We start from the raw sequence: 12,334 nt of genomic DNA, 5'->3' as shown, positions 1-12,334 counted from the left end.
GCCGACGCATACCAAGACTGGATCCATAGCTACAATCACCACAGGCCCCATACCGGCATCGGCGGCAAATCACCCATCGACCGCGTTCACAACGTCAATGGGAAGAACATCTAGAGCACAATCTCCGTCGAATTCGTTAGGGGCAGGGTGCCAGTGCCGGTTCCGGTTCCGGTTCCGGTTCCAGTGCGAGTGCCGGTTCCAGTGCCAGTGCCAGTGCCAGTGCCAGTGCCGGTTCCAGTGCCAGTGCCGGCCTCGGTCATCCGCTAGCTAGCGCGTCGCCGTGGCCTCGACGATCGCAATCTCACGGGTGGCGGTCTCGGCATCGCGGCCGTCGCCGTCGTGGTGCACCCGGACCCGGGGGGACACACCCCGGCGGAACCGCACCCGAAGGCTGCGGTAGCGCACCATCCAGAAGAGCACGGCGCCGGCCGCGAGGATGCCCGAGAGCGCGGCCACGCCGAGCGCCCACCGTGGTCCGAATTGGTCGGCCACCCAGCCCACCAGAGGTGCCCCGAGAGGCGTGCCCCCGGCGAAGATCGCCATGTAGAGGGCCATCACGCGGCCCCGCATCGCCGGCCGGGTCGCGGTCTGCACATAGGCGTTCGCGGTGGTCATCAGAGTCAGCGAGGACAGGCCGACGAAGATCAGGGAGACCGCGAAGGTCAGGTAGTTGGGCATCACCGCGGCGAGGGCGCAGGACAGGCCGAATGCGAAGGATCCGGCGACGACCAGGCGCAGTCGCGGCCGGCCGCGACGGGCGGCCATCAGCGCGCCGGCAACGGAGCCGACGGCCATGATCGAACTGAGCAGCCCGAACTCGCTGGCACCCATGCCGAACTCGACCGTGGCCATCGTGGCCGTGAAGATCGCGAAGTTGAAGCCGAAGGTGCCCACCAGGAAGACGGTGATCAGCACCACGATGATGTCCGGTCGGCGGGACACGTACCGGAACCCGGCCATCAGCTGCCCCCGCTCACGGGAGGCCCGCGGCTGCGGGCGCAGCGCCGCGGTGCGGAGCAGGGTCATCGCGAGCACCGTGGCCGCGAAAGTCGCCGCGTTGATCATGAAGACCCAGCCGGCGCCGACCGCGACCGTGAGCAGTCCCGCTGCGGCCGGTCCGATCAGCCGGGCGCCGTTGAACGACGCGGAGTTGAGCGCCACGGCGTTCGGCAGATCGTTGTCGGAGACCAGCTCGGACACGAAGGTCTGGCGGGCGGGGGCGTCGATTGCCGCGACGATCCCGAGGCCCAGGGCGAAGAGGTAGACGTGCCAGAGCTCCGCGACGCCGGTGACGGTGATCACGCCCAGGCCGAGGGCGAGCAGGCCCATCAGGGTCTGCGTCAGGATGAGCAGCCTGCGCCGGTCGAACCGGTCGGCGATGAGGCCCGACCAGGGCATCAGCACGAGCTGCGGACCGAACTGGAGGGCCATCACGATGCCCACCGCCGTGGCGTTGTAGTCGGTCAGCTCGGTCAGCACGATCCAGTCCTGGGCGGTGCGCTGCATCCAGGTTCCGATGTTCGACACCAGGGCGCCCGCGAACCAGATTCGATAGTTCGGGACGCTCAGGGAGCGAAACATGTTGTTCAACTGTTGGCGAGTTCCTTCATGATGTCGACGGCTTCGGTGAGCACCCGGCGCTGGTCGGGGGTCAGCTTGACGATGCGCTGGGCGAGCCAGGCATCCCGGCGCTTGCGGGTCTCCCGCATCAGGGTGCGCCCCTGGTCGGTCACCGTGAGCACCACCTTGCGACCGTCATCGACCGAGCCGGCCCGGTTCACGAGGCCTGCCTCGACCAGCGCGTTGACCGTGCGATTCATCGAGGGCGGTGTGACCCGTTCCCGTTCGCTGAGCTCGCGCAGGGTGAACGGTCCGTGGAAGTACAGGGTGCCCAGGGCCGAGAACTGGCTGGAGCTCAGCTCATTGTCGGCCTTCTCCTGTCGCAGCCGGCGGGCCAGACGACCGTTGGCCAACCGAAAATCGTGACTCAACTCGGCGACCGTCGCGCGTCGACCGACTGAGACCACCGGCACAGGCACAAGTGAAGACGATACGGATTCCATAGCTACCCACCCTAACCACTTAGCTTTGCTAAGTATTCCCTGCTCGCAGCCTAGTTCAGGTTGACGGGCAAACGCCGGGAATCCGGAGACGAGCGGGGCGAGTCCTGCCAGACTGAGTTCGTGCCTACCTACACGGATGACTTCGGCGTCTTGATCACGTATTTCACCTGGGTCGTCGATCGCCCTCGGGCCATCGTGCAACTCGCCCACGGGGTCGGTGAGCATGCACAGCGCTACGCGGAACTCGCCGCCCGGCTGAACACGGCCGGCTACACGGTCTACGCCGACGACCACCGCGGCCACGGCCAGACCGGGGTGCACCAGTACGACGGCGACCTCTCCCGCCTCGGCCGCCTCGGCCCGGGCGGACTGCGCGCGGCCGTGGCCGGCGTGCGCCAGCTGAGCGGGATCATCCGCACCGATCACCCTGACACTCCGCTAGTGCTGCTCGGCCACAGCTGGGGGTCGTTCATGGTGCAGATGATCGTCAACGAGCATGCCGCCGACTACGACGCGGTCGTGCTCAGCGGCACGGCCTACCGGATGCCCGGCTTCCTCGACGGCGGTGACCTCAACCGCCGGCACAAGCACCTGGGCGACACCGGGATGGAGTGGCTCAGCCGCGATCCGGAGGTGGCTCGCGCGTTCATCGCCGACCCGCTCACGACCACGACCCCGCTGGCGAAGCTGTTCGGGCTGAGAGAGGCGGCGCGCCTCTTCGGTCGGCCGAGCCGCGGCCTGCCGTCGGGCCTGCCGCTGCTGATCCTGGTCGGCGGTGACGACATCGTGGGCGGGGAACGCAGCGCTCGCATGCTGGTTCGGGACTATTCCGGGCGGTCGGGGCTCAAGGACATCCGGGTCATCGTCTACCCCGGCGCCCGGCACGAGGTGTTCAACGAGACAAACCGCGAGGACGTCTTCGACGACCTGATCGGGTGGCTGGGCAAGCGATTCTCCGTGCGCGCCGATTAGGCTGGCGTCATGCACGGTGAATATAAGGTTCCAGGCGGAAAGCTCGTCGTCGTCGATCTCGAGGTCGTCGACAACACGATCGTCGACTTCCGGCTGGCCGGTGATTTCTTCCTCGAGCCCGACAGCGCGCTCGGCGATATCAACGCTGCCGTGAACGGTCTGGCCGCCGACAGCGACGCGCTCAGTATCGCTGCCGCCGTGCGCGCCGCGCTCCCGGCCCAAGCCACGCTGCTCGGGTTCTCGCCCGAATCGGTGGCGGTGGCCATCCGTCGCTCGCTCGCCCAGGCCAGCGGCTGGCGCGACTATGAGTGGCAGTTGATCCACACCAAGGCCGTCGCCCCCGTCATGCAGATGGCGCTCGACGAGGTGCTCGCGATCGAGGTCGGCGAGGGGCGCCGCAGCCCCACCCTGCGGATCTGGGAATGGACCGAGCCGGCCGTCGTCATCGGCAGCTTCCAGTCCCTCAAGAACGAGGTCGACCCGGTGCAAGCGGAAAGGCATGGCTTCAGCGTCGTTCGCCGGATCAGCGGCGGCGGCGCCATGTTCATGGAGGCCGGCTCGGTCATCACCTATTCGATCTACGCGCCGACCGACCTCGTGCAGGGCATGACCTTCGCCGACTCCTATGCGTTCCTCGACGAATGGGTGCTCACGGCGCTCAAGTCGCTCGGCATCGACGCGTACTACCAGCCGCTGAACGACATCACGAGCCCCAAGGGCAAGATCGGCGGGGCCGCGCAGAAGCGCCTCGGCAGCGGCGCCGTGCTGCACCACGTCACCATGAGCTACGACATGGACGGCGAGAAGATGGTGCAGGTCCTCCGCATCGGCCGCGAGAAGCTCAGCGACAAGGGCATCACGAGCGCCGCGAAGCGGGTGGACCCGCTGCGCAGCCAGACCGGCCTCAGCCGGGATGCGATCATCGACCGCATGAAGGCGACCTTCACCGGTCTCTACGGCGCCGTCTCCGGCGAGATCACCGAAGCGGAATACGCCCGGGCGACCGAGCTGGTGGAGACCAAGTTCGGCACCGAGGAATGGATCGGCCGGGTTCCCTAGGCCGGTTGCCCGCGCCGCGGGGCTACCGCCCGCGGGTGAGCAGGTCCTGGTACTCGGCGTGCAGGTCGATCCAACGCACGACGTAGGGGCACACGGGCACGACCGTCAGCGTGGTACCGGTGCGCACGTCGTCGAGCGCCTGTTCGACGAGGATGCCCGCCAGCCCTTCACCGCGGTGCGTCGGGTCCACCTCGACGTGGGTGAACAGCACGTCCTGCCCGGCGATCTCGTAGTCGGCGAAGCCCACGGTGGCGCCGGCGAGTTCCAGCGTGTAGCGGGAGAGGGCCGGTTCGTGGCGGAACACGACCGAGGTGGATTCCCCATTCGATTCTGGCGCCGCTGTCTCGGTCGTTTCCGGGGATGCTTCGTCTGGTGTCATCCCCTCAGCGTAGGCTGCCTGACACAATGAAGGAATGTCGATCGCGTGGTCTCCCTCCTCCCCCAGCCGTGTCGTCCACGCGAACAACCTCGAGGTTCTGCCGCACCTGCCCGACGCGTCCTTCACGCTGATCTACCTGGACCCGCCCTTCAACACGGGGCGCAAGCAGAACCGGCAGACCACGACGTCGGTGCGCGCGCCGGTGAGCCCAGCATCCGTCGCCCTGGGCGCTGCCGCGGCGGGCACCATCACTGGCTTCAAGGGCCAGCGCTACGAGCGGATCAAGGGTGAGCTGCTCGGCTACGACGACCAGTTCGAGGACTACTGGGCCTTCCTCGAACCGCGCCTGATCGAGGCCTGGCGCCTGCTGGCCGACGACGGCACCCTCTACCTGCACCTCGACTACCGCGAGGCGCACTATGCCAAGGTGCTGCTCGACGCCCTGTTCGGCCGGGACTGCTTCCTGAACGAGCTGATCTGGGCCTACGACTACGGTGCCAAGTCGAAGAACCGCTGGCCGACCAAGCACGACACGATCCTGGTCTATGTGAAGAATCCGGCGCGGTACTACTTCGACTCGACCACGGTCGATCGCGAGCCCTATATGGCGCCCGGGCTGGTCACCCCCGAGAAGGTCGCCAAGGGCAAGCTGCCGACGGATGTCTGGTGGCACACGATCGTGTCGCCCACCGGCAAGGAGAAGACCGGGTATCCCACCCAGAAGCCCGTCGGCATCCTGCGCCGCATGATCCAGGCGTCCAGCCGCGAGGGGGACTGGGTGCTCGACTTCTTCGCCGGCAGCGGCACGACCGGCGCGGTCGCCGCGGCCCTCGGCCGCCGGTTCGTCCTGGTAGACCAGAACCCCGAGTCGATCCAGGTGATGCGCACGCGCTTCGCGCTGCTGCCCGAGGTGGAGTTCCTGCCCGAGCTCGAACAGGCACGGTCCCCGCTGCCCGATTTCGCCTCCGACGGGGCCGAGGCAAGACTGGGAGCATGAGACTCCGCATTTTCACCGAACCGCAGCAGGGTGCCTCCTACGACGACATCCTCGCCGTGGCGCAGGCCACGGAGACGCTCGGCTTCGACGCTTTCTTCCGCTCCGACCACTACCTCGCGATGGGCGATACGGCGCCCGGGCTGCCCGGGCCGACGGATGCCTGGACCACCCTGGCGGGCCTCGCCCGGGAGACCCGGCGCATCCGTCTGGGCACCCTGGTGTCATCGGTGACCTACCGGCCGCCGGGGATCCTCGCGATCCAGGTGGCGCAGGTCGACCAGATGTCGGGCGGGCGGGTCGAGCTCGGGCTCGGCACCGGCTGGTTCGAGCAGGAACACCTGGCCTACGGCATCCCGTTCCCGGTCAAGCGGTTCGGAATGCTCGAGGAGCAGCTGGAAATCGTCACCGGGCTCTGGGAGACCCCGGTCGGTGACCGCTACAGTTTCGCCGGCGACCACTACACGCTCGTCGACTCGCCCGCCCTGCCCAAGCCCGTGCAGGCCCGCATTCCGGTGATCGTCGGCGGCGGCGGCGCCAAGCGCACCCCGGCCATGGCGGCCCGCTTCGCCACCGAGTTCAACCTTCCGTTCCCCGACTTCACGGACGTCCCGGCCAAGTTCGCCGGCGTGCGCGCGGCCTGCGCGGCCATCGGCCGCGATCCCCGTGAGCTGGTCTACTCGGCCGCGCTGATCGCCGTCGCGGGCGCGGATGAGACCGACTTCGCCCGCCGGGCCACGGCCGTCGGCCGGGAACCCGCCGAGCTGCGGGCGCACGGCGTGGCCGGAACCGCATCCGAGGTCGTGGACCGCCTCGGCGCCCTCGCCGACGACGGCGTCGAGTGTGTCTACCTGCAGATCATGGACCTGACCGACCTCGACCACCTGGACTTCATCGCCCGCGAGGTCATGCCCCAGCTGTCTTGACCGTCCCGCCCGTCCCGCCCGTCCCGCCGGCGCGCCCCGCGCTCAGCGGTAAAGTGCCCGTTCCGGTCGAGAGTGACCGCTGTGCCGGTCACTCTCGACCGGAACGGGCACACTCACGGGACGGTTAGGCCGACTCGCGCAGCACCAGGCGGGTCGGCATGAGGGTGCGATGCGGCATGCTCTCGTCTCCGGCGAGCCGGCGCAGCAGGATGTCCGCCATCGCGTAGCCCATCTCCTCGGAGGGCTGGCTCACGGTGGTCAGCGGCACCGGGCCGCTCGTCGCGGCCGGGCTGTCGTCGAACCCGACGATGGCCACGTCCCCGGGCACCGAGCGGCCGAACTCTCGCAGCACGTCGACCGCCCCGGTGGCCATCAGGTCGCTCGCCACGAACAGGCCGTCGACGTCGGGGCACCGCTCCAGCAACCGGCGGGTGGCTGCCGCACCGCCGGCGGCCGTGAAGTCGGCGAGCTCGACGGCATCCGCGGGCAAACCGGCCCGCTCGAGCGTGCGCTCGAACCCGGTGAGGCGGTCGATGCCGGCCGGCATGTCCACCGCGCCGGAGATCGAGCCGATGCGGCGGCGGCCGATGTCGATCAGGCGCTGGGTTCCCGTGGCGGCGCCCGCCATGTTGTCCACGTCGACGAAGAAGGCATCGAGGTTGTCGGCGTTCGACGGTCGGCCACCGAAGACCACCGGCATGGTCGTCTCAAGCTCGGCCACGAAGTCGTCACCGGTGTGGTGCGAGATGATCAGCGCGCCGTCGACGTTGCCCGAGCGCAGGTAGCGCAAGGTCTTGTGCCGCGGGTCGCTCGAGGCGACAAGCAGGTTGAGCGTGTAGTCGCTCTGGTCGAGGCGTCGGGTGATGCCCTGCACGACCGCGGCGAAGTAGGGGTCACCGAAGAACCGTGTCATGTCCTCGGGCACGACCAGGGCCACGGCCTCGGTCTGCCGGCTCGCCAGCGAGCGAGCCGCCCGGTTCGGCACGTAGTTGAGCTGGTTGATGGCCTTGGTCACCGAGGCGACGATCTCCGGGCTGACCTTGGGGGACCCGTTCACGACCCGGCTCACAGTGGCCCGGGAGACCCCGGCCACCTCGGCCACCATTTCCAGGGTGGGTGGCGAAGGACGGCCCTGGCGCACACTGGTTGTCATGACAGCAGTCTAATTAGTGCGCGTCGCCCGCGGTTCCCGTTCAGGAGAGGGCGCGGTTGCGGATGATCTCGGCATAGGCTCGACCGCTGTCCTTGACGGTGCGCTCCTGGGTGGCGTAGTCGACCCGAACGATGCCGAAGCGCTTCTCGTAGCCCCAGGCCCACTCGTAGTTGTCCATGAGGGACCAGTAGAAGTACCCCTTGACATCGACGCCCTCATCGATCGCGTCCAGGATGGCGCCCAGATGGTCGGTGAGGAATTCGGTGCGCCGGGCATCCGGAACGCTTCCGTCTGCGGCGACGACGTCGTCGAACGCCGCGCCGTTCTCGGTGACGTAGAGGCTCGTGTCGGTCGGGGCGGCGTAGTCGGTGTTCACGCGAACGAGAAGCTCGCGCAGTCCGTCGGGCTGCACCTCCCACTCCATCGCGGTCAGCGGCAGCCCCTGCGGGTGGTCGTAGACGCCGTCGGCCGCTGGGAACGGCGACCGGGTGGGGCGGTCGGTCGGGGCCTGGGCGAGCAACGGATGCTCGGCCGGGCGATCACTGACCAGGTCGCCGTGGTAATAGTTCACGCCGAGGGTGTCGATCGGCTGGTTGATCTGGGCCAGGTCTCCGTCGTGGATGAAATCGGTCAGTCCGTACGGGGCGACGTCCTGGAGCACGTCCTCCGGGTAGGAGCCGCGGAAGATCGGGTCGAGGAAGATCCGATTGAACTGCCCGTCGATGCGGCGGGCGGCGTCCACGTCGCCGGCACGCGTCGGATCGACCGGCTTGGCGACGGTGAGGTTGAGCGTGATGCCGAGCTCGAGCTTCGGGTCCCGTTCGCGGAGCGCCTCCACGGCGAGGCCGTGGCCCAGGAGCAGGTGGTGCGCGGCGGCCAGGCCGTCCCGGGGGCTCTGCCGTCCGGGGGCGTGGGCGCCGCCGGTGTAGCTGAGGAAGGATGAGCACCACGGCTCGTTGAGAGTGGTCCACACCCCGACGCGGTCGCCGAGGGCGTCGTGCACGGTGAGGGCGTAGTCCCGGAAGCGTGCGGCGGTGTCGCGGTTAGTCCAGCCGCCCTTCTCCTCGAGGGCCTGCGGCAGATCCCAGTGGTAGAGGGTCAGCCACGGCTTGATGCCCGCGCCGAGGAGCTCGTCGACCAGGCGGGAGTAGAAGTCCACACCCTTCGGGTTGACCGGCCCGCCGTCGGGACGTACCCGGGCCCAGGACGTGGAGAAGCGGTAGGTCTGCAGCCCCAGGTCCTTCATCAGGGCGACGTCGCCCTGATAGCGGTGGTAGTGGTCGCAGGCGACGTCGCCGTTGTCGGCCTTGAGGACGGCACCCGGCACGCGGCTGAACGTGTCCCAGATGGAATCCGTGCGCCCGTCCTCATGGGCGGCGCCCTCGATCTGGTAGGCAGCCGTCGCCGCCCCGAAGAGGAATTCCGGCGGGAAAGGGCGTTCGTGTGTGGTCATACCCATATTCTCGGTGATCTTTTCGAATGTGCCGACCGAGGTCATCCCTTGACCGCGCCCTGCATGATTCCGGCGACCAGTTGCTTGCCCAGGAAGATGAACACCAGGATCAGCGGGATGATCGAGAGAACGACGCCGGCGAGCACGAGCGAGTAGTCGACGTAGAACGCGGCCTGCAGTTGCTGCAGTGCAACCGGGAGGGTCGGGTTGCCCGGGCCGAGCACGATGAACGGCCAGAAGAAGTTGGTCCAAGTGCCGATGAACGTGAACAGGGCGAGCATCGCGGCGGCCGGCCTGGCGGCCGGGAGACCGATGTGCCAGAAGCTGCGGATCATCGACGCCCCGTCCATCCGCACCGCCTCGATCAGCTCATCGGGAAGAGCGTCTCGCAGGTACTGGGTCATCCAGAACACGCCGAATGCGGTGACCATGGCGGGCGCGATGACTGCCCAGAGGCTGCCGGTCCAGCCGAGCCTCGACATGACGATGAACAGCGGCACGATGCCGAGCTGGGTCGGCACGGCCATGGTCGCGATCACGAAGATGAGCAGGCCTTCCCGTCCCCGGAACTTCAGCTTGGCGAAGGCGTAGCCGGCGAGCGTAGAGAACATCACGACACTGAGCGACACCACGGACGACACGATGATGCTGTTGCCGAGGGCCGTCCAGAACGGGATGCTGTCGATAACGGTGGCCGCGTTGGCGATGAAATTCCCGCCGGGAATCCACATCATGCCGTTCTGGTTCAGTGCGGAGGCATCCTGGCTGCCGATCAGGAACGACCACCAGATCGGGAAGGCCGATCCGAGGAGAACCGCGATCAGGATCCCGTAGACCCAGAGGGACGGCCGACGGTCGTGGCCGCCGATGATGGTCTTGCTCATGAGATGCCTTTCGGGCGGACGCGCAGCTTGCGGTCGGCGGTGCCCGCGATACGCCGGGTGATAAGGAAGTTGATCACGGCGATGAGGATGATGATCAGGAAGAGCAGCCAGGCCACTGCGGACGCCCTGCCGAAGTTGCGCTGGCCCCAGCCGAGTTCGTAGATGTACAGGGTGAGCGTCTGCCACTGACGGCTGGCCCCGCCCTGGCCGACGTTGTCGAACATGCGCGCCTCATCGAAGATCTGCAGCCCGCCGATCGTCGAGGTCAGGATGACGAAGATGACGATCGGTCGCAGCAGTGGCAGCGTGATCGACCGGAAGGTGCGCCAGCGGTTGGCGCCGTCGATGATGGCGGCCTCGTAGTAGTCCCGGGGGACGGCCTGCATGGCGGCCAGGAAGATGAGGGCGTTGTAACCGGTCCAGCGGAAGTTCACCATCGTGGCGATGGCGAGGTGGCTGGGGATCACGTCGACGTGCCAACGCACTGGCTCGAGGCCCAAGCCCATGATCGCGCTGTTGATCAGGCCGTATTTGTCGCCGAAGAGGTCGTTGAAGATGAGCGCGACTGCGACCGGGGCAACGACGTAGGGAAGGAGCACGCCCATGCGCCAGAAGGTCTTGCCGCGCAGGTTGAAGTCGAGCACGGCTGCGATGCCGAGCGCGACGATGATCTGCGGGATGCTCGAGAGCAGGAAGATGCTGAACGTGTTGCGCAGGGAGTTCCAGAAGTACCCCTGGGTCAGCACCGTGACGAAGTTCTCCAGGCCGACGAAGTCGCCCTGGCCACCGATCAGGTTCCAGTCGTGCACCGACACCCACGCCGTGTACAGCAGCGGGAAGAGGCCCATGACGGCGAAGACGAGGAAGAAGGGGGAGATGTAGAGGTAGGGCGAGAAACGCACATCCCAGCGGCTCAGTTTGTGGCTGAGGGCGATGCGGCGGATGCTGCGGGCATTCACCTCGACGGCGGCGGCGGTAGTCATGAACAGTCCTTCGGTGGTTGAGCGTGTCCGGTGGTCGAGCTGGTCGAGACCCGGTGGTCGAGCATGTCAAGACCGGGGGCCGGTCGAGAGCAGATGGTCTCGACCGGCCCGGCCTCCGGGGTGGTGCTGGTTAGCCGAGCGCCTCGACGTCGGTGACCCACTGAGCCCACGACTCGTCGGGCGTCATCGTGCCGTCTTCGACGCGGGTGAGCGCCTGCTGCATGGCGTCGTTGATCGCGAAGTAGAACTCGCCCTTGAACGGGGTCACGTCGACTGCAGCGGCACGGTTGGCGAGGATCTCACCGGTCGGCGCGTTGTTGAAGAACTCGTTCGTGGCACCGAGGAGCTCGTCGCTCTCGAGGGCTTCAAGCTGGCTCGGGAAGGTGCCCTTGGACGCGAACGCCTTGAGCTGCTGCTCCGGGGCGGTCAGCCAGGAAGCGAGCTTCTGCGCTTCGGCCTGGTTCTTGGACTGCTCGGGAACGGTCAGGTACGAGCCGCCCCAGTTGCCGCCGCCGCCGGGGAATGTGTCGGCGATGTCCCAGCCGGCGACGCCCTCGGCGTTGCCGGAGATGACGCCCAGCATCCAGCCCGGGCAGAGCATGGTGGCGAAGCCGTCGTTCTGGAAGCTGGCTGTCCAGTCGTCGCTCCACTGTCCGAGGTGCGCGGACAGCGTGGTGCTGGCCTCGAGCACGCTCGTGTAGGCCTCCTTCACCTCCGGGTTCTCGGTGGCGATGATGGTGCCGTCTTCTTCTTCATAGGCGTTGGGGATCTGGTTGACGACGCCCTGCCAGGTGGCTCCGGCCGAGTCGAACCACGGCACGTTAGTGCCTCCAGCAGCGAACTTCTCGCCGGCTGCGTAGTAGCTTTCCCAACTGGTGCCGAGGAGTGCGGCGACCTCGGCGCGATCGGTCGGCAGCCCGGCGGCGGCGAACAGGTCGGAGCGGTAGCAGACGGCTTCCGGGCCGATGTCGGTGCCATACGCGATCAGACGGCCGTCGGCATCCGTCGCGGCTTCGGTCTTCCAGTCGAGCCAGCGCTCGTCGACGTCGTCGGACGCGAGGTCGACGAACTGGTCGGAGTACTGCAGCAGTTCGGGCAGCCAGTCGACCTCGATCGCTTCGACGTCGCTCAGGCCGCTGCCTGCCGCGAGACGGGTGGTGAGGTTGTCGCGGGCCTCGTTGGAGGTGGCGGCCTTCTTGTGCGTGATGGTGACATTCGGGTTGGCCTTCTCATACTCGGCGAACAGGTCGTCGTAACCGAATTCATTGAACGTCGCGACGGTCAGTTTGACGTTGTCGCCGGTGGACTGCTCGGTGCCGGTGCCGGCTGAACAGCCGGACATCACCAGTGCGAATGATGCTGCTCCGGCGACTGTTACTGCAAGTGTGCTGCGCGGGAAACGCTTCACGGTCACTCCCTTGTGTGCGTGCTGATAGGTGGATGTGAGTCCGCTCTCACCGGTGCTGTG

The 12,334-nt window shown here is 67.5% G+C and carries 13 protein-coding genes; 5 read left to right on the top strand and 8 right to left on the bottom strand.

Annotation, left to right across the window (positions count from 1 at the left end; all coding sequences use genetic code 11):
• Positions 1-114 (top strand): integrase core domain-containing protein (locus E3T28_RS09925; RefSeq protein WP_166786982.1); only part of this gene is annotated, 114 nt, incomplete at its 5' end.
• Positions 115-267: 153 nt separating this feature from the next.
• Here the strand turns inward: E3T28_RS09925 and E3T28_RS09915 are convergent.
• Together E3T28_RS09915 and E3T28_RS09910 are read right to left on the bottom strand one after the other, a co-directional pair.
• On the bottom strand, positions 268-1,581 hold the full coding sequence (locus E3T28_RS09915; protein WP_174844008.1) for an MFS transporter: 1,314 nt from the start codon (positions 1,579-1,581) through the stop codon (positions 268-270).
• Between the two features lie 5 nt (positions 1,582-1,586).
• Complete coding sequence (locus E3T28_RS09910) at positions 1,587-1,973, bottom strand: MarR family winged helix-turn-helix transcriptional regulator (protein WP_241979274.1); 387 nt, start codon at positions 1,971-1,973, stop codon at positions 1,587-1,589.
• A gap of 210 nt (positions 1,974-2,183) precedes the next feature.
• Here E3T28_RS09910 and E3T28_RS09905 point away from each other — a divergent pair, with 210 nt between their 5' ends.
• Positions 2,184-3,035, top strand: a complete 852-nt coding sequence (locus E3T28_RS09905) for an alpha/beta fold hydrolase (RefSeq protein ID WP_134430418.1) — start codon at positions 2,184-2,186, stop codon at positions 3,033-3,035.
• A 9-nt stretch (positions 3,036-3,044) separates the two neighbouring features.
• Entirely contained in the window at positions 3,045-4,094 is a 1,050-nt protein-coding gene (locus E3T28_RS09900) for a lipoate-protein ligase LplAB (RefSeq protein ID WP_134430415.1), read from the top strand.
• 22 nt (positions 4,095-4,116) lie between these two features.
• Here E3T28_RS09900 and E3T28_RS09895 read toward each other — a convergent pair whose 3' ends face one another.
• Entirely contained in the window at positions 4,117-4,473 is a 357-nt protein-coding gene (locus tag E3T28_RS09895; protein ID WP_134430412.1) for a GNAT family N-acetyltransferase, read from the bottom strand.
• 34 nt (positions 4,474-4,507) lie between these two features.
• Here E3T28_RS09895 and E3T28_RS09890 point away from each other — a divergent pair, with 34 nt between their 5' ends.
• Both E3T28_RS09890 and E3T28_RS09885 read left to right on the top strand, forming a co-directional pair.
• Complete coding sequence (locus tag E3T28_RS09890; protein ID WP_134430409.1) at positions 4,508-5,470, top strand: DNA-methyltransferase; 963 nt, start codon at positions 4,508-4,510, stop codon at positions 5,468-5,470.
• Positions 5,467-6,393, top strand: a complete 927-nt coding sequence (locus tag E3T28_RS09885; RefSeq protein ID WP_134430406.1) for an LLM class F420-dependent oxidoreductase — start codon at positions 5,467-5,469, stop codon at positions 6,391-6,393. Before E3T28_RS09890 ends, E3T28_RS09885 begins: the two co-directional genes overlap by 4 nt.
• A gap of 124 nt (positions 6,394-6,517) precedes the next feature.
• On the opposite strand, the gene E3T28_RS09880 is transcribed toward E3T28_RS09885, so the two are convergent.
• The 5 genes from E3T28_RS09880 to E3T28_RS09860 form a co-directional block, all read right to left on the bottom strand.
• Positions 6,518-7,546, bottom strand: coding sequence for a LacI family DNA-binding transcriptional regulator (locus E3T28_RS09880; protein WP_134430403.1), 1,029 nt, complete (start codon positions 7,544-7,546; stop codon positions 6,518-6,520).
• Between the two features lie 40 nt (positions 7,547-7,586).
• Positions 7,587-8,999 carry a GH1 family beta-glucosidase gene (locus E3T28_RS09875; protein WP_134430400.1) on the bottom strand — a complete coding sequence of 471 codons (1,413 nt, stop codon included), beginning with the start codon at positions 8,997-8,999 and terminating at the stop codon, positions 7,587-7,589.
• 41 nt (positions 9,000-9,040) lie between these two features.
• Positions 9,041-9,883 carry a carbohydrate ABC transporter permease gene (locus E3T28_RS09870; protein ID WP_134430397.1) on the bottom strand — a complete coding sequence of 281 codons (843 nt, stop codon included), beginning with the start codon at positions 9,881-9,883 and terminating at the stop codon, positions 9,041-9,043.
• On the bottom strand, positions 9,880-10,866 hold the full coding sequence (locus tag E3T28_RS09865) for a carbohydrate ABC transporter permease (protein WP_134430395.1): 987 nt from the start codon (positions 10,864-10,866) through the stop codon (positions 9,880-9,882). The genes E3T28_RS09870 and E3T28_RS09865 overlap by 4 nt, the downstream gene beginning before the upstream one ends.
• Positions 10,867-10,996: 130 nt before the next feature.
• Entirely contained in the window at positions 10,997-12,208 is a 1,212-nt protein-coding gene (locus tag E3T28_RS09860) for an ABC transporter substrate-binding protein (protein ID WP_134430392.1), read from the bottom strand.
• Positions 12,209-12,334: the final 126 nt, after the last annotated feature.

The organism is Cryobacterium sinapicolor, assembly GCF_004403465.1.
Lineage (GTDB): Bacteria > Actinomycetota > Actinomycetes > Actinomycetales > Microbacteriaceae > Cryobacterium > Cryobacterium sinapicolor.
This window is presented reverse-complemented; position numbering and strand designations above follow the sequence as displayed.

What these genes read in the sequence shown, in the direction of transcription:
- E3T28_RS09865 (WP_134430395.1), bottom strand. Translation starts at nt 10,866, where the DNA reads ATGACTACCGCCGCCGCCGTCGAGGTGAATGCCCGCAGCATCCGCCGC.
- E3T28_RS09895 (WP_134430412.1), bottom strand. Translation starts at nt 4,473, where the DNA reads ATGACACCAGACGAAGCATCCCCGGAAACGACCGAGACAGCGGCGCCA.
- E3T28_RS09885 (WP_134430406.1), top strand. Translation starts at nt 5,467, where the DNA reads ATGAGACTCCGCATTTTCACCGAACCGCAGCAGGGTGCCTCCTACGAC.
- E3T28_RS09890 (WP_134430409.1), top strand. Translation starts at nt 4,508, where the DNA reads ATGTCGATCGCGTGGTCTCCCTCCTCCCCCAGCCGTGTCGTCCACGCG.
- E3T28_RS09875 (WP_134430400.1), bottom strand. Translation starts at nt 8,999, where the DNA reads ATGACCACACACGAACGCCCTTTCCCGCCGGAATTCCTCTTCGGGGCG.
- E3T28_RS09900 (WP_134430415.1), top strand. Translation starts at nt 3,045, where the DNA reads ATGCACGGTGAATATAAGGTTCCAGGCGGAAAGCTCGTCGTCGTCGAT.
- E3T28_RS09860 (WP_134430392.1), bottom strand. Translation starts at nt 12,208, where the DNA reads ATGTCCGGCTGTTCAGCCGGCACCGGCACCGAGCAGTCCACCGGCGAC.
- E3T28_RS09870 (WP_134430397.1), bottom strand. Translation starts at nt 9,883, where the DNA reads ATGAGCAAGACCATCATCGGCGGCCACGACCGTCGGCCGTCCCTCTGG.
- E3T28_RS09915 (WP_174844008.1), bottom strand. Translation starts at nt 1,581, where the DNA reads ATGTTTCGCTCCCTGAGCGTCCCGAACTATCGAATCTGGTTCGCGGGC.
- E3T28_RS09880 (WP_134430403.1), bottom strand. Translation starts at nt 7,546, where the DNA reads ATGACAACCAGTGTGCGCCAGGGCCGTCCTTCGCCACCCACCCTGGAA.